Consider the following 16,812-nt stretch of genomic DNA (forward strand, 5'->3'; position numbering starts at 1 on the left):
ACAGAGCAAAGGCCTTACCAACTCCGGATTTAACTAATGCGTTTTTAGCCTCCGCATCTGTATAAGAACTGTTGAGAAGGCAAAAATTGTTAGCGCCTATAAGAGGTGTTTCACATTGAAACATTTATTGTTTCCCCATGACGGAGAGACCTCTCATCGCAGCTAATTTCGCTTGGATTTCGTTGTTAAACTTCTGCTCTTGCATACTGACCTGTTTCAAGTTGCGGATCTTTTCCCAGCTAACAGCGTTTGCCATACTTCCGTACATCATAACTTCCGAAGCCAAGGATTGAAGCTGTTCAAGAGCGGTTACAGCCAGGTCACGCTGTTGTTTGTTCAACTTCACAACGGCGCCTTCTTGAGCATCGCCTACACCCAATGCCGTCGATACTTTTGTAAGCGCCGCCTGGATATTTTGCAGTTGCTCCTCAAGCTGATAGTTTTCAAGATCAGACTGAACAACATCGCGGCCTTCTACTTCTGTTACTTTGATTCGTTTCATCAAGCCATTAAGAATCGAAAATTGATTCTCAACTTCTTTCAAAATCGGAAGAGTCGGAGATTGTTCAAGAATCTTTGCCATATCGACTTTGAAATCTTTCGAAGGCTTCAAAAGTTCACCCAACAAGGCAAGGTAAACACGCTCTTCTTGGAAAGCGGAATTCATGCCACCGTTGTAAATCGGACCGCCGTTGGCATAACGCTCACGCGCCTCAGAAGAGATGTAAAGTTTAATTGTCTTCCACGGGCTGTTTACGATAGGACGGCCGTTAAAGAAACTGCGGCCTGGATAGTAAACCGCTTTTACAAGCTTCGTGACGATCTCGTCATAACTTTTTGCGTATTCTGCAAAAGCCTTTTGCATTTGGGCTTCAGTTTTTGTTGTCCACCATTGTTGGAAATTCGAGTTGTCTGCGTTTCCAACCACAGAAGAGCGTGCTTCATTTACAAGATAAGTTACAAAGCCATTGTATTGTTTTTTGGTGGCTGTTTTTACCGGCCAGTTATAGAAACGATCTACAGTCGCCGCGGCAGTCACGCCATCACATTCGCTGAACTCGTCTTGGCCATTTTTGATTTGTGGTGGCAAGAATACAGACGGGAATCCCGAAGATTTTTTAACAACCTTTTCGCCGTTCTCCACGTCAGGTCCGCAGATCATTTGCAAGAGCAAGTAATCCGTGATTTTCGGAGTATAGAATAGACCTACTTTGCGGTAGTAGTTCACGCCGTTCAACGTCTCCGCATTTGACGGAGCTTTCGCATAAGCATTCAGGAAGCCTTGTCCAGGACCCGCAGCCGGTTCTGGATTTCCCATGGCAGCGTGAATCTTGTTAAGAATTTGGAAGTAGTTGTGAGAGGAAGCCGGGCTCATGGCCGCTGTTTTCTTTGCAGCAATCAACTCACGGATGCCTTCACCGATTTTATTTTTATCGCCCGAGCGAATTTTACCTAAAATCTCTGCAATTTTCTTCTTTTCAGGCGCATAAAGATATTTGCCGTCTCCCGCGATAAGCTGGTCGGCAAGTGCCATAGCATCATTCACTGTATCAATCTGCATGCTTTCCACAAACTGTGGCTGAGTGAAATAAAGGTCTTCTTTGCCCGGAGCCAAATCTTTTGCCTTGATGCCACTTAATGGATCTGTCGTAAGCAACGGGCTTGGTGTGGATTGTTCAAAGCGAGCATTGCGGATTTCGCCCACCATGAAGTCATAGAAGGAGTAGCTCGTATTAAACATACTTGTAAGCTGTTGCAAGGCCGTCGACCAATTTTGGTGAGCTTCGTAAACCTCGGACATATTCATCATACGCCATTCAGTCATTTTCTTTCTGAAGAGCTTCAGCTCGGCCTGTAAATCTTTGTCGTCAGCATTCCATTGAGCTTTCTTAAGCTTATTCATCTGCTCATTCAGACGGTCATTCAGATCATAAAACTCAGCGCCGTCATACATGTTTTTCCAGGCATAGACGACATGACGGTTCAACCACATGTCAATTGCAACGAAAGCTGTGATTTGCAGACCTTTTACAAGAAGAAGACGGATGCCTTTCAAGTGCATCGTGCCTGGTACCAACCACAAGGCGATATCAACGCCTGTAACGCGCAATACTGTTTTTGTTACAACGGATTGTGCGACACCGGCCAAGCCTGATGAAATCAACATTGAAACGATACCTGGCGCGAATTCCCAGATCTTCTTATGAAGAACAAGATATTCGTAAGCCTTTGAACAAGGATCTTCGTCGATGCCGGTGGCTTTGTCTTTTTCAGTGAGCTGTTTTCCGATCATTGTTTTTGCACACGCCATAACGTTCGGATCAGAAGCCACTTGCGAAAGATATGTTTGCAAGAACGCTCCCACCGTCATTCCAAGATATGGAATCATGTGGTGGAACTTCGGATTTTTCATGTACATGGCAAGAACGTTGGACGTTACGCCTTGAGAATACATGAAGGTGAAGAATCCAAAAACTCCCAACGGAGAAAGGGAGTGATCGATGTGTTGTTGCATAGCGAGCGGGTTTTGCGAGTAGTTTGTGATCAACTGACCTGCGACCACGGCACCCATGGCTACGAAAAAGATCGCTGATTCCGCGGGAAGATTTCTAACTGCGTGGGACCAGGAAGCTTTGTTCGCCGCTTTCACGCGCATCATTTCGTCCATCATCATTTTATTCAATGATTTTGGAGAAAATTTTCTTAAAGTTGATTGTTCGGCGAAAGGGATTTCCATCGCCAGTTTGTTTGTGGCTTTATCGTAAACCAGGGCTTTCTTGGAGTTTTCATCCAAAGTTAAACGATAGCCAAGAGGCTCAAGGTAATCGCGATACTGTGCAAGCTTCGCTTTCTCTTGCTCAGTCCATTCCGCTGCCAAGACCGGCGAAACCACCATATTAAAGGTCGCAGTAAAGGCTAAAATAGTGCGAAAAAGCTTGAACCATTTCATGGTTAACTCCTCAAGACGACTTCGTCTCATGGTGAATAGAAGCAAGCTTTGGGCCCCTCAGGTCCAATTAACTGGACTGGTATGCATCTCAGAATGAGACAAAGACGTAGATGGTCACCGCCCTGTCTAAAATAAAAGCGACTCCTGTAACTTAAGCGAACGAATTGTTCATCTTTCTCCGAAGAAATTTCCCAAAATGGTTTTGAAGCCGATAGACTTAAATAAATATGAAGAAACTAATCCTTATTCTATCGATCCTGATTGCAGGCGATGCGTTCGCCTTCACTCGAAGAGTTAAAACCATTGATGCAAACGACGACTCAAACCAGGTCAAGATGGCCCAGGCGACATCCGTCCCTGCCACTCCTGTTTCGAGTTTCTTTCAGTTGGGAGCAGGGGATTGCGGTCCTTTGCCAAGCCAAGTGAAGAAAGCTTTTTCCGAAGCACAGCACTTTACGAATACCTGTGCGACGGCGCGCCTGGCGCCGGGAAAAAGAATCGCCATTAACGATTATTCTGGCGATGGCCCGCCAAGAATGTATGTCTTCAACCAAGAGGGAAAGTGCATTCGCGCAATGCCAATTTCTTGGGGTGTTGGCAGTGACCGCTCCGGCAGAATGGAAGCGTGTAGCACTGACAATTCCAAAAAGACGCCACCAGGTTTTCATATCACAGCTCGCCACCTTTACGGATCGAGATATAATGACAACAACTCGATCGGACTTGCGGGCCTTTGCGGGCAAAACAGTCTAGGGGATCGTGGTATCCTGATTCATGGAGCTGCAAACCCAGGTACGGCGAGCTCATGGGGATGCACAGGCGTTCCATTCAGTGAGTTCCAAGATCTCAAAGAACTTCTTGGCGTGGGCTCTCTTGTGTATAACTATTTCGGAGATACTCCGAGCCGCAATTGCAGTGACAACTCAGGTTTCGAACCTCGCTGTGATCCAGAACCGTTAGCGGTTAATGCGGCAGCACAAGCCAGCGGCGGTCGTGCTAAATACAACTACCGCACAAAAAGCGGTGGCGGCGGCAGTTACGGTGGCAGCGGTGGTAGTGAATCAGATAACAGAGGAAGCCGATAATGAAATTCGCAATTATTCTTTCAGTTCTTTTGTCAGTGAATGCTTTCGCAGCCGAAAAAGCCGCGGATAAAAAACAAGCTGTCGATGAAAGCTTGAGCATTGCCAAAGATACAAAGATCGACGTCGATTTCTATGATGAAAGCTCTGACACTTTCGAAATAGTCATCATCAAAGAGCCTGGCGTAGGGCCGAATGTTGTGACTCCGGAGGCCCTGCACAAGGCGGCCGGCATCAATCTCGACTTAAAGACGTTTAAAACTAAAAAACGTGATTACGTCGGCGCAGAGTTTACTCTTATCGAAAAGCTCCCTTTGCTAAGGGAAGAGGAAGTTGCTAAAAGAAGAGATAAGTAAACTTCTGCAAGGAGACTCACCATGGCTGTCATGGAAATGACCAAGGAAAATATCAAAGACACTGTCGAGAAAAACCAATTGGTCATTATCGATTTCTGGGCTGAATGGTGCGGTCCTTGTAAACGTTTTGCGCCGATCTTCGATGCTGTTGCGAACAAGCATTCTGATGTAGTGTTTGCAAAAGTAGATACCGAAGCTCAGCAAGAACTTGCCGCGAATTTTGAAATTATGTCGATTCCGACTTTGATGGTCATTAAAGAGGGCCATATTATCTTCGCACAGCCTGGAGCACTCCCAGAGGATGTTCTAGAAGAGATTGTGACGAAAGCCAAAGAAGTCGATATGGAACAAGTTCGACGCGAAAATCCAGAGTAAATTCTTCTATTCTATTTTTCTGATTTCTCTTTCAGAAGAGATCGGTTAGACAGTCGGTATGAAAACGACTGTCTTTCTTTTTTCAATATTTCTAGCTCTTTCGGCAAACGCCATTACTTGGAAAGTATACGGTCCCTGCGATGATAAACCGGTAGTGCAAGGTGAGGTTGCCATCGACCTCGCCAAATCCGTGGGTGACATCACTGTGCAAATCCTTGAGGCGAATAAAATCCCTTATATCGGTTCAGCGGAAGGTTTTAATTCTATTATCAGCACTCCGACAGGAATTGATTCTGTAGAAGTTGTTTCTGATACGGAACTCAGAGCTTATGGCTGGTGTTATACAGTGAATGGAAAGCAACCTGCCGAGATGCCTCACAAAGTGAACTTCGGAAAGCAAACAGACGCATTGATTTGGTATTACGCATATTCAACGAACAAGAACAACGAGTGGTTGGATGATTACTGTTCCCCGGCGTATTGGATCAAGGCGGATCAGTTCTGTAAAAAATAAGTTTTCGAAATAAAAAAAGCCCGCTGGAGACAGCGGGCTTTTTAGTTTTAAACTTGGACTAAAAACTACTTCACGATTTTAACGTGTTTGATCACAACAGTTTCAGCTGGGCGATCCATAGGACCTGTTTTAGAATTCTCGATAGAGTGAACGACATCCATCCCCTCTACAACTTCACCGAAAACAGTGTGACGGCCATCCAACCAAGGAGTTGGAACAGTTGTAACAAAGAATTGAGATCCGTTAGTGTTTGGACCCGCATTCGCCATAGACAAGATGCCAGGCTTAGAATGTTTCGGAGCATTTGGAGCAAACTCGTCTTCGAAACGGAAACCAGGGCCGCCAGTACCATTTCCTAGTGGGCAACCACCTTGGATCATGAAATCTTTGATAACGCGGTGGAAAGTCAAACCGTCATAGAAAGGCTTCTTAACTTTTTGGCCAGTTTTTGGGTCTGTCCATTCTTTTGTACCTTCTGCAAGGCCTACGAAGTTTTCGACAGTTTTTGGAGCTGTCTCGTTGAAGAATTTAACTTTGAAATTGCCTTTTGAAGTTTCGAAAATTGCGAACATCTCTTTATTTCCCTTCTTAGTCGCTTTTGTTTCGGTCTTTGCATCTGCGCGGAAACTGAAAGCCGCTAACAAGAATGCAAAAAGGTAGATCCAAAATACCTTTTTAATATCGATATTCTTCGACATTTTTTCTCCTGACTTTTGTGCAACCCTTTCACTATTAGTGAGGCTGCCTGCGAGGGTCAAGTTCCTTCAATAGAGTGATATTGGCCGCAAGAAGCTCGGCGACTTCATTTTGAAGAGCAGAAGGAGTCAAATGAAGCGCTAAGGCAAGCGCCTGAAAGGACTCATGTTTTAACTGCAGTTCGAGCAAGGATTCTGACGCTACAAGTTGAAGCATCTGTTCAATCTGACGCAGACGTTCATAGTTGTGCTTTAAGGCAGAGGCTTTGTGCCCCAAACAATCAATAAGATCTCGCGTGGAAGACGATAACGGACGAACCTTATTGAAAAGCACAAAGGTTTGCGCCGCCAATTCGATATCCACTAATCCCCCTTCACTGAACTTTAAATTCATCGCCGAAGAAGTCGAGATAAGTTGGAGACGGATTTTTTCCAACTCTTGAAGCTCTTCCGTTGAAAGTCCACGAGAGATAAAAGAATCCATCATCGGGTGCGAAGAGTTTCCGATCCAACGAGCTTTGAGGTAAGCCTGTCGTTCCCAAGCGCCGGCTTCAGTCGCTAAATACTCACGCAGATCTTTTTCAGAGATAACGATGGGGCCTGCTTTTCCCGAAGGACGTAAGCGCATATCAATATTATAGATGTTACCGCCTCGATGCGCCTCCGTTAGCCGCGTAATAAATCGTTTGGAAATCTTAAAATCATTTTCAGAGGGCTCGTCAGGAACGACAAAAATAAAATCCAGGTCAGAACGAAAACCCAGTTCCTGGCCGCCCCACTTGCCTAAAGCAAGAATACGAATTTCAGACGGATAGTCTTTCTTCAGAGCGTTTAATAATGATTCGACAATAGCGTCGGCGGTGGAAGTTAGATTCGTTACAAGGGAAGATAAATCTTTATCTTCCAAATAAGCACTACCGTTAATGACTTCAGAGAGAAGACGCTTTTCCGCAAGCTCTTCTAAAAGAGTGCCTAAATCTTCCGCCGGTTTGTCTTGAGCGCGATAGACAAAGCTATCAAGCAGCTCCGGGCGGTTGCAGAGTATGCGTGACAAATAAGGGGAGTGACCGAACAGCCATGCAAGTTCTTCAAGCAGAGCTTTTTCACGTAAAAGCAATGAAAAGAACGTCGCCTTCGCGCGTGTCCCACGAATAAAATCTTTGAGCAGCAAAAGACCACGGCGGATATCGCCTTTTTGTTCCTGCAAGGTTTCAAGAAAAGCCGAAAGAAAAGCTTTGCGAGCCGCTTCATCCCGTCCTTTATTCCGCGACAGAACTTGTTGATCTAAAATTTCTTGCCACAGTTCTTCTAAATCCGCTTCGGAAATTCCCGTTTTTTGCAGTTCCTCCTCAAGAGAAACCTCTTCTGGAGCTTCGCCTAACAAAGATTTGACGATCTGATCGCAGCGATTCATTTCCGCATTTAACTTCGTCATCGCAGCCGTTACAAAGCCGGGATGCGAGTCTTGAGTTTTGAGCAGGTGTGTTTGTTCGTCATGCAAAGCTTGAACGTAGTTTTCCAGACGGCGCAGATTCCAATAGTGGTCTCTTAAAAATTGCGCTTCCTCAGAGGGAAGAATATTTTTACCTTCTAAAAGCAGCAGGGCTTCCGAAGTCCCATGAACTTGCAAAGACGAATCTTTGCCTCCGTGGATGACCTGTAAAGCGTGCGTGAAAAGTTCGACGTCGCGTATGCCGCCAATGCCAAGTTTAAGATCAACGACATCTTCTTGCGTGCGAGTCCAATAGTGATTCTGAATTTTTGAACGAAGGCTCTTAAGATCTTCTAGCAGAGTGAAATCAAGATGTTTGCGAAATGAAAATTTTTTCGCAAAAGAAACCACCTCGTTTTGAATCTTTGCATCGCCACAGAGCGGGCGGAGGCGAACGAAAGCAAGGCGCTCCCAAGTTTCCCCATAATTACCGTAATAATCTTTGAACTGATCCAGCGTCGGGATCAGAGGGCCTTGTTTGCCTCCGGGGCGTAAATCAAAGTCCACACGAAAAACAAAACCTTGCGCGGTTCTGTCGTTCAATATTTTTTGAAAACGACGAAGAGATGACAGCAAAGAAGTATTTTCGTTTTGGGAAACAAAGAGGAGGTCGACATCGGAGCTGAGATTTAATTCCTCAGAACCCAACTTTCCTAGGGCGAAAAGCGCGACGCCTTCTTGAGGAAAACACTGTTGAAAAGCCTTTTGTAAAAGGAGATCGGAAGAAGCGCTCCACTCTTTGCAAATCTGGTCAGGGGGGAGCGAATTGTTTTTTGCGGCAAGAGCGCAGCGAGACCAAATCTCGTTGCGCTCGTTTCTTACCTGTTCCTCGAAGGGAAGATTAGTCAAGGTTGGCAGACCATTTTGGTTTGAAGTAGTTGTGGTTGTCGTTAGTCACACGACGCTCTTCCGTGCCATCCACAGTTGAAATATAAATCTGATTTTTTCCAGTGCGATTGCTTGTGTACATCACGAAGCGTCCGTCAGGCGAGAATGAAGGGTCTTCGTTACTAGCCCAGCGCCCGTTCGGCTTTTTCGCAGAAGTGAGGCGAATCATTCCTGTGCCGTCGGCATTCATCACGAAGATGTCGAAATGATCTTCGCTTTGTCCAGCAAAAGCGATCTTCTTGCCATCAGGAGACCAGGAAGGAGACGAGTTGAAGACTCCCGCGAAAGTGATACGTTTCACGTTCGAGCCGTCTGCATTCGCCGTATAAATCATCGGGCGGCCCGCACGGTCGGAAGAGAACGTCAGCTTTCCGTCTTGCGACATGTTTGGCTCTACGTTCATAGCTCCGGCAGGTCCATTCGTGATTTTGCCGACAAGATTTCCATCCAAAGTCATTTTGTAAATATCAGGGCTGTTACCTTGAGAGATCGTCAAATAAATATGACGGCCATCCGGTGAAAACGAAGCACCTGAATTAATACCTTGGCGATAAGAGACAAGCGAGCGACGGCCTGTTGCCAAGTCTAACAAAAGCATATCGGCATTTCTAAATTTCGCGCCCACACGTTTTACGTAAGACGTATATGCGATTTTCTTTCCGTCAGGAGACCAAGCTGGAGAAATCGAGATACTACGGTGGCTGGAAACCTGTTCCATATTCGCGCTATCCCAGTCCATAACAAAAATTTCTTTGGAAACGCCACCCGAACGATCGCTCGAAACAACGATGCGCGAAAGGAAGGGTCCTTCTTTGCCGGTCAATGCTTTCATCACGTCATTGGTGAATGTATGAGCGATACGACGAGCGCTGGAAAGAGGGCCTTTATATTTCTTGCCGAGAATCAAATTCGCGCGTGGCACGTGATACGTGTAAGTTTCCAAAGTCACTTCATTGCCCACGATCGAGTATCCAGCACGGATCAAGAAGTCCGTTCCGATCGCAGACCAGCTTTGAAACTTAAATCCGTTCGGAGCGCCTGGTGCCGGCATCAAACCGGTTTTTGCCGTGTCTTCAAGAAAAGCACTTTGACTGATGAACTGAAAATAGGAAGAAACCGTTAAGTCATTTGTGATTGTATTAAAAAGCTCAACGCCGACAGACTGATATTTCGAAGCCGTTGAGGGAGAACCAAAATATTGCAAGGGTGGAAACGCCAACATACTTTTTTTCGTGCGCGCTTCACCAAGCTTAATATAGATACCGTTTTCTTGCGCTTGAGCAAAAAGCGGGGAAAGGCCAAGGACGAGGAGCAAGGCCATTAAATGCTTCATCATGATGTCCTCCTTATTCTGGGAACCCGATTAGAATTCCATCGACAGATACAATCGCCAAGAACTTTTCCGGAGGTGCCGGATAAGGAGCGGCGCGATCAATTGTCGCTAGAACTTCTTCATCGTAACTGGGGTTACCACTGGATTTAACAATTTTTCTGCCAAGGATATTACCACGGGAATCAATAAACACTTTCGCTTGGGCTTTGAAGTCTCTTTTCGCGAGCCACTCAGGTAAAGCCCAGGATTGTTTGATATGGCGATCTAAATCAGCAGCGTAGCTGTCGTGCTGAAGTTTCGTCAGGCCGGTCAGCGAGGTTCCGGGAGAAAGGACATTTCCCTTTACGACTTGTCCGCCATTTGCGGATTTACCGTTACCGGGAGGAGTCTTCTTTTTTTCTGCCGCGACATCTTCTTTGATCTTTTCAAGAGCGGCCATGGCCTTTAATTTCTCAATAGCACTTTGCTGTTTCGATTTTACTTTTTCAATATTAATACCGTCGTCTTTTTTCGCGACGGGCTTTACGGGCTCAGGCTTTGGTGCTGGAGCTTTTTTCTCGACCACTTTTTCCGGCGGCTTCTCCGGAGTTTTCTCTACAGGTTTTTCCTGAACGGGATCTTTATCCGGCAAAGTTTGTTTGGCTTCTTCTTTGGCAGGTGTTTGCGGCAGTTGCGCAACTTTATCAGGCAAGCCCACCATGTCGACGCGGATCGCTTGCGTAAAGTCGATAGCTTCGGGAGTAAAGAACGCAGCCTTCAAGATAAAGAAAGACAAAATAAGAGCATGCACGGCGAAGGAAACCCCTACGCCGCGGAAAAGTTGCTCATCTCTTTCTGGTTCTTGCTCGATATAGTTCACTGGTCTTTAGGTTGCGTGATTAGCCCGATATTAAAGATCCCAGCAGCACGAACTTCCGCCATGGCTTCCGCGACGAAGCCATAATCCACTTTGCGGTCTGCTTGGATATAAACCTGTTTGTTCTTTTTATGCTCGAAGATGGCTTTGAGCTTTGTGCGGATGTCCCCCATCGCAATTTTTTGTTTTGCGATAGTCATTTTTTGATCCGGCCCAATCACAAGAACAAAAGGCTCTTCGTTAAGTTCAACTCCCGAAGAAGAGGTCTTCGGAAGATCCACTTCAATCCCTTGTTGCATCAAAGGAGTTGTCACCATGAACATGATAAGCAAAACAAGCATGACGTCCACAAGAGGCGTCACGTTGATCTCGCTTAATGTCGCTCGGCTTTTTCCGCCGCCGCCATTACTCATTCCCATGCTTAGTTTCCTTGAAAGAAGTTGCGTTTAACAATGTTCAGGAAGTCAGCGTTGAAGTTATTAATGGAAATTTCCTGCTTGCGAATTTTTGAGATGAAGCTGTTGTAAAGAACAACCGCTGGGATCGCAGCCGCAAGACCGATCGCCGTCGCGATCAAAGCTTCCGAAATACCCGGAGCCACGACGGCCAAACTTGCAGAACCTGTTTGGCCGATTTTATGGAAAGATCCCATGATCCCCCAAACCGTACCGAAAAGACCGATAAAAGGACCAGTGCTTCCCGTCGTTGCAAGAACCGTCAAGCGCGATTCTAACTTGGCGATTTCATTTTCAGAGGCCTTATTCAAAATACGCTCAAGATTATCAAGACCCGACAAGATCGGTTTGTCGCCTTCTGTTTTTGCCAGAAGAGGAGACTCAGAGATCTTTTTCATTTCAAGATAAGCCGCCTTGAACACGCGTGCGATGGAAGAGTCTTTATATTGATCGATATCTTCAAAAAGAGTGTCCAGGGAATTCACTTTCCAAAACTTCGTCAGGAAAAGATCGTCAGACGTTTTCATTTTTTTGAATGTCTGGAATTTGCTGTATCCGATAGCCCAACAAAAAACAGAAAGCGCGATCAAGATGATCAACGTCAATTGCACAATGGGGCTGGCCTGAAAAATCGCATCAATGGAACTTGTATTCACTGACACAGAGGGTGCGGCCTGAGCCACATTAACAAATGTTAGAGCGGACATATTTTGACCTCCGATGAAGGACGCAGTTGCATCCTTAGAGTAAAAAGATATGCCCAAATGCAGATGAGTTCAACCTATTGAGCAGGGCCTTGGTCGAGAAGGCGCTGCAATTCGCCAAGATTCTCTGTGATATATCCTTCGGCCTTATAGCGACTCGCCTCAGCAAGTTGCGCTGTATTTTCGATGGGGCCTAGGAAGATTCTTTTGTTACGTCGACGCATCTCTGCGATCACGTTCTCATTGATGGCCGGTCTCTTTTTTAGAATGAACGGTGCAATAAAAACGTCGCCCATAAACTGCGTCGAAGGCAAAATATAAAGCGAATCAAAAGTGAGAAGACGCATGATATCGGGTGTGCTTGTTCCGTAAACCCACTCCGGCTTCAGCTCTTTGACAGACGTCAGAATAACCAGAGCTTCACTCTGAATCAGAGTGCGTGCATTTGGTTTAAAGTCTTCAATGGTTTTCACTAGCTCCGTGTGCACGTCAGCAACATTATCGACGATATTTAGAACAAAACGAGTTGTCGGAAACTGTTCGTAGAGTTCTTTTAAAGCCGGAGTCGTTTTGTAAAACTCGTTGATCTGCTCCCAAGGATACTCGGAAAGTTTTGCGCCAATCAGGATCGGCGTGGATGGATTTTTTTCCTGAAGCTCACGCTTCATATCCAGAAATTCACGATCACGAGACGCCGGAAGAATGAACGGAACCTTCTCGCGAGAGAAACGCACATCCACCCACAAAACCGCGTCAGGCTTTGCTTTCACCACTTCTTGCGCTTTTGGCAGAGTGTCCACTTTGACAATAATCAATGGAGTGGGGCCAGTAAAAAAGGCGTGGTCATAAACAGGAAAGTTCTGACTTAAGCCCCAAATACGGGCCATCAAGATAAGAACGCCAAGAACAATGAAGCTGCCGATGGTAATGAAAAGAATTCTCATAAGACCTTCGTATAGCACTCTAAGGCTTTGAAATCAGCACATTTTTTCAAAACTTAAGCAAAGATTTCTGTCATAGACTTAAATACGCTAAAATTAGGCGTATTTCGTCTTGTTTTTCATTACACTTTCGTTTAGAAACGGGCGATAGCCCGCAGTGTGGACGCACGAATCGGCGGATGCCGGCAGAGTGGAGCGGCGGGCCGCGGAACTGAAGCAGCGCCCACTGAAGTGAGAATTTATGAATAAAATCAACCGCAAACTCGAATACGCGCTCATGGCTTTAAAGTACATGAGTCAAAAAATTCCCGGTGAATTAACTTCTGCAAAAGAAGTTTCGGATGCATTTCATACTCCTTTTGATGCGACAGCTCGAGTAATGCAACAGATGGCACAAAAAGGCGGGATTCTGCGCGCGGAATATGGCGCGAACGGTGGTTATCAAATCACGAAGGATCTTGCGAAAGTTTCTATTCACGATCTGGTCGAGGTTATCGAAGGCCCGACGGCTTTAGTGAAGTGCCTGCACAAAGAAGCTCCCTGTGAAATTCAGGGAACGTGCAACATTGTTTCTCCTATTACACATCTCAATCATCGACTCACGGATTTCTACAAGAGCTTAAGCTTGAAAGAACTCCTTGTGGAGAAATCAGCAACTGGCAAGAAGTCAGCGGAGGTAGAGGCTCATGGATAATAACAAGCCCTCCAATAGCCCTCTTGAAGAGAGCTACGAATACAAATACGGTTTCACGACGGATATCGAAACAGATGAAGTTCAAAAAGGTTTGAACGAAGATATCATTCGTTTGATTTCGCAAAAGAAAAATGAACCTGAATGGATGTTGGAATACCGTCTTAAAGCTTTCCGTCATTGGCTGACAATGGTTGAGCCAACGTGGGCGGCTGTTTCGTATCCTAAAATCGACTTCCAAGATATTCGTTATTACTCAGCTCCGAAGAAAAAATCAGAAGCTGACAAACCAAAATCTTTGGACGATTTAGATCCAGAGTTGATTAAAACTTTTGAAAAGCTGGGCATTCCTTTGTCCGAGCAAAAACGTATTTCCGGTATTGCCGTCGATGTGGTTTTTGACTCTGTTTCTGTGGGTACGACTCATACGGAAACTTTGGAAAAAGCGGGCGTGATTTTCTGTTCGATTTCTGAAGCGATCCAGAAACATCCTGACCTTGTGAAGAAGTATTTGGGATCTGTTGTGCCTTACACAGATAATTTCTATGCGGCTTTGAATGCGGCCGTCTTCACAGATGGGTCTTTCTGTTACATCCCTAAGGGAGTTCGTTGCCCGATTGATCTTTCAACGTACTTCCGTATCAATGCAGCGGACACAGGACAGTTTGAAAGAACTCTTCTTGTTTGTGATGAGGGCGGTTACGTGAATTATCTTGAGGGCTGTACAGCGCCTCAGCGTGACGAAAACCAATTGCACGCGGCTGTTGTAGAGTTGATTGCTCTTGATGATGCCGAGATCAAATATTCGACTGTGCAGAACTGGTACACGGGCGATAAAGAAGGTAAAGGCGGAATCTACAATTTCGTTACGAAGCGTGGGAAAGCGGCTGGAAAACGCTCTAAGATTTCTTGGACTCAAGTGGAGTCAGGCTCGGCGATTACCTGGAAGTATCCATCTTGTATTTTGCAAGGGGATTACTCTGAAGGCGCTTTCTACTCTGTCGCTTTGACCCATGATCTTATGCAGGCCGATACCGGAACAAAAATGATCCATATCGGTAAGAACACAAAGAGCACGATTATTTCCAAAGGTATTTCGACAGATAAATCTTCGAATGCTTATCGTGGTCAGGTGAAGATCATGCCTTCAGCGGAAAACGCGCGTAATTATTCTCAGTGCGACTCCATGCTTGTCGGCGATAAGTGCAGTGCTAGCACGTATCCATATATTGAAGTTAAAAATAAGACGGCTCAGATTGAGCACGAAGCGACTACTTCGCGCATCAGTGAAGATCAGATCTTTTATTTGCAGTCACGCGGGATGGATATGGAAAAAACCATTTCCATGCTGGTGAACGGTTTCTGTAAGGAAGTTTTTAAAGAACTTCCTCTAGAGTTCGCCGTTGAAGCCGTGAAATTGATCGAAATGAAATTAGAAAATTCTGTTGGTTAAGGATAAAGAAATGTTAGAAGTAAAAAACCTCCACGCAAAAATTGAAGATAAAGAAATCCTTAAAGGTTTGAATCTTACTGTGAAAGCAGGCGAAGTGCATGCGATCATGGGACCGAACGGTTCTGGTAAATCGACATTGTCGAAGATTCTTGCGGGCCATCCGGCGTACGAAGTGACTTCCGGTGAAGTGAATTACGAAATCAACTTCCAAATGAAGAATCTTTTGGATCTTGAACCGGATCAAAGAGCGAAAGAGGGCATCTTCCTGGCTTTCCAATACCCGATTGAAGTTCCGGGCGTTTCCAATTTCACATTCCTGCACACGGCTTTCAACTCTATCCTGGAACACCAAGGCTCTGAGCCAATGCCTGAAGGGGAGTTCAGAGAATTCCTTTATCAGAAAATGAAATTAGTAAATATGAAGCCTGAATACTTGGATCGCTCTGTGAATGTTGGGTTCTCGGGCGGCGAAAAGAAACGTAATGAGATTTTGCAAATGGCGGTTTTGTCTCCGCGTTTGGCTTTGCTTGATGAAACGGATTCAGGACTGGACATCGACGCTTTGAGAATCGTCGCAGACGGCGTGAACAAACTTCGTCGCAAGGACAATGCGATTGTTTTGGTTACGCACTATCAAAGACTTTTGGATTATATCAAGCCGGACTTTGTTCACGTTTTGGCGAACGGAAGAATTATCGAAACAGGTGACGCTTCCTTGGCATTGAAACTTGAAGAAAAAGGTTATGACTGGTTGGTGAACTAATGAACTTGTTATCTACTTACGACAGATTCAGTCAGGTTCAGCCTGCAGAAGGGGCTTTGGCTTCCTTCCGTCAGGCAGGATATGACTATGCTCTTAAAAAGGGGCTTCCCACTCGTAAAGATGAAGAGTGGCACTACACCAGCGTGAAAGTTTTGGGTGAAGTGAACTTCATGCCAAGTGCTTTTAATCCCGTGGAGCCAAGTCATGAAACAATGACCGAAATCCGTAAGCATCTTAATGCGGATTTCTGTAACGTCGTTTTCTTTAACGGCGTTTTGAATAAAACTTTATCCGACGAATTACCTGCAGGTTTTACGTTGCGCGAGCTTTCAGAATATCCAACGCATTTTGATGATGCCTTTGATGCTTTGAACAGCGCTTATTTGTCTAAACCGTTTGTTGCGGCTTTAGCTAAAGAAACGTCTGTGGAAAAACCTGTGAATTTCGTTTTCTTTACTTCTGTTGAAGGCGGGCCTGCGCTGATGGTGCATCCACGTATCTCGTTGGACATAGGCGCAAGATCTTCTGTTCGCATTCTTGAAAGTCACTATGGCAACGCTGGCGTTTCTTATTTCGTAAACTCTGTTTTGGATCTGCACGTCGGTGAAAGCGCAAAAGTTTCTTACGTGCGCGTTCAAGCCGATTCCGACAATGCAATTAACATCGGGCGCACTCGATTGCGCATTGAAAAAAACGCGAACGTGGAAAGCCTGGCTTTTGCAACAGGTGCGGGATTGTCTCGTCACTCCTTAGAAGTTTCTCTAAAAGGGGAAGGTTCTTCTACCGAGGTTTTGGGTGTTTATGCCGTCCGGGGTTCACAACATGTCGATAATACGACTTTGATCGACCACCAAGTGGGCGAGTGCAATACCAATCAGCTTTACAAAGGCATTCTTGATGGCGAGTCACGAGCTGCATTTACCGGTAAAGTGTTGATTCAAAAGGGCGCGCAAAAAGCGAACTCGGCGCAATTGAATAACAATCTTCTTTTGAGCAAAAAGGCCGAGGCAGACAGCCGTCCAGCTCTTGAAATCTATGCTGATGACGTTAAAGCGGCTCACGGTTCAACTGTGGGTCAGTTGGATGAAGAAGAATTATTTTATATGCTTTCGCGTGCAATCCCTAAAAAGAAAGCCATCCATATGATGAGTTATGGATATCTCGCGGAAGTGATTGAAAAGATCTCGAACGATGACATTCAAAAATGGTTGAAGCGCCATTTGGATGAAGTGTTTTCGCAACTGAGCACGGGATCTCGCTAGGA

Annotated in this window: 16 protein-coding genes; 8 read left to right on the forward strand and 8 right to left on the reverse strand. The window is 45.4% G+C overall.

The genetic code is table 11. The annotated features are described in order from the left end of the window. Nucleotides 1-124 precede the first annotated feature (124 nt). Nucleotides 125-2,950, reverse strand: coding sequence for a hypothetical protein (locus QJS83_RS08895; protein ID WP_284604150.1), 2,826 nt, complete (start codon nt 2,948-2,950; stop codon nt 125-127). 227 nt (nt 2,951-3,177) lie between these two features. On the opposite strand from QJS83_RS08895, the gene QJS83_RS08900 reads away from it, so the two are divergent. From QJS83_RS08900 to QJS83_RS08915, 4 genes are read left to right on the forward strand one after another with little or no spacing between them, the layout of a single operon-like run. Continuing rightward, the gene (locus tag QJS83_RS08900) at nt 3,178-4,035 is read left to right on the forward strand and encodes a L,D-transpeptidase (RefSeq protein WP_284604151.1); all 858 of its coding nucleotides are present in this window, start codon (nt 3,178-3,180) and stop codon (nt 4,033-4,035) included. After that, on the forward strand, nt 4,035-4,388 hold the full coding sequence (locus QJS83_RS08905) for a hypothetical protein (protein WP_284604152.1): 354 nt from the start codon (nt 4,035-4,037) through the stop codon (nt 4,386-4,388). Before QJS83_RS08900 ends, QJS83_RS08905 begins: the two co-directional genes overlap by 1 nt. 21 nt (nt 4,389-4,409) lie before the next feature. Further along, nucleotides 4,410-4,763: a thioredoxin gene (gene trxA / locus QJS83_RS08910; RefSeq protein WP_284604153.1), complete on the forward strand. Its 354-nt coding sequence runs from the start codon at nt 4,410-4,412 to the stop codon at nt 4,761-4,763. A gap of 58 nt (nt 4,764-4,821) precedes the next feature. Then, entirely contained in the window at nt 4,822-5,277 is a 456-nt protein-coding gene (locus QJS83_RS08915) for a DUF4430 domain-containing protein (protein ID WP_284604154.1), read from the forward strand. Between the two features lie 65 nt (nt 5,278-5,342). On the opposite strand, the gene QJS83_RS08920 is transcribed toward QJS83_RS08915, so the two are convergent. From QJS83_RS08920 to QJS83_RS08950, 7 genes are all read right to left on the reverse strand, one after another. Next, nucleotides 5,343-5,975 (reverse strand): peptidylprolyl isomerase, encoded by a 633-nt coding sequence (locus tag QJS83_RS08920; RefSeq protein WP_284604155.1) that lies wholly within the window; start codon nt 5,973-5,975, stop codon nt 5,343-5,345. Nucleotides 5,976-6,009: 34 nt separating this feature from the next. Continuing rightward, nucleotides 6,010-8,313, reverse strand: a complete 2,304-nt coding sequence (locus tag QJS83_RS08925; protein ID WP_284604156.1) for a [protein-PII] uridylyltransferase family protein — start codon at nt 8,311-8,313, stop codon at nt 6,010-6,012. Next, on the reverse strand, nt 8,306-9,688 hold the full coding sequence (locus QJS83_RS08930) for a translocation protein TolB (RefSeq protein ID WP_284604157.1): 1,383 nt from the start codon (nt 9,686-9,688) through the stop codon (nt 8,306-8,308). The genes QJS83_RS08925 and QJS83_RS08930 overlap by 8 nt, the downstream gene beginning before the upstream one ends. A 10-nt stretch (nt 9,689-9,698) precedes the next feature. Beyond that, nucleotides 9,699-10,544, reverse strand: coding sequence for a TonB family protein (locus tag QJS83_RS08935; protein WP_284604158.1), 846 nt, complete (start codon nt 10,542-10,544; stop codon nt 9,699-9,701). After that, complete coding sequence (locus QJS83_RS08940; RefSeq protein ID WP_284604159.1) at nt 10,541-10,960, reverse strand: ExbD/TolR family protein; 420 nt, start codon at nt 10,958-10,960, stop codon at nt 10,541-10,543. Before QJS83_RS08940 ends, QJS83_RS08935 begins: the two co-directional genes overlap by 4 nt. Nucleotides 10,961-10,962: 2 nt before the next feature. Beyond that, nucleotides 10,963-11,703: a protein TolQ gene (tolQ, locus tag QJS83_RS08945; RefSeq protein WP_284604160.1), complete on the reverse strand. Its 741-nt coding sequence runs from the start codon at nt 11,701-11,703 to the stop codon at nt 10,963-10,965. A gap of 74 nt (nt 11,704-11,777) precedes the next feature. Then, complete coding sequence (locus QJS83_RS08950) at nt 11,778-12,644, reverse strand: hypothetical protein (RefSeq protein ID WP_284604161.1); 867 nt, start codon at nt 12,642-12,644, stop codon at nt 11,778-11,780. A 238-nt stretch (nt 12,645-12,882) separates the two neighbouring features. On the opposite strand from QJS83_RS08950, the gene QJS83_RS08955 reads away from it, so the two are divergent. Genes QJS83_RS08955 through sufD form a run of 4 tightly spaced genes read left to right on the forward strand, consistent with a single transcriptional unit; the run spans nt 12,883 to nt 16,810 of the window. Next, complete coding sequence (locus QJS83_RS08955; protein ID WP_284604162.1) at nt 12,883-13,335, forward strand: RrF2 family transcriptional regulator; 453 nt, start codon at nt 12,883-12,885, stop codon at nt 13,333-13,335. Next, the gene (gene sufB / locus QJS83_RS08960) at nt 13,328-14,785 is read left to right on the forward strand and encodes a Fe-S cluster assembly protein SufB (RefSeq protein ID WP_284604163.1); all 1,458 of its coding nucleotides are present in this window, start codon (nt 13,328-13,330) and stop codon (nt 14,783-14,785) included. Before QJS83_RS08955 ends, sufB begins: the two co-directional genes overlap by 8 nt. A 10-nt stretch (nt 14,786-14,795) precedes the next feature. After that, on the forward strand, nt 14,796-15,548 hold the full coding sequence (sufC, locus tag QJS83_RS08965; protein WP_284604164.1) for a Fe-S cluster assembly ATPase SufC: 753 nt from the start codon (nt 14,796-14,798) through the stop codon (nt 15,546-15,548). Further along, nucleotides 15,548-16,810, forward strand: a complete 1,263-nt coding sequence (sufD, locus tag QJS83_RS08970) for a Fe-S cluster assembly protein SufD (RefSeq protein ID WP_284604165.1) — start codon at nt 15,548-15,550, stop codon at nt 16,808-16,810. Before sufC ends, sufD begins: the two co-directional genes overlap by 1 nt. The last annotated feature ends 2 nt before the right edge of the window (nt 16,811-16,812 follow it).

Source organism: Bdellovibrio sp. 22V (genome assembly GCF_030169785.1).
Lineage (GTDB): Bacteria > Bdellovibrionota > Bdellovibrionia > Bdellovibrionales > Bdellovibrionaceae > Bdellovibrio.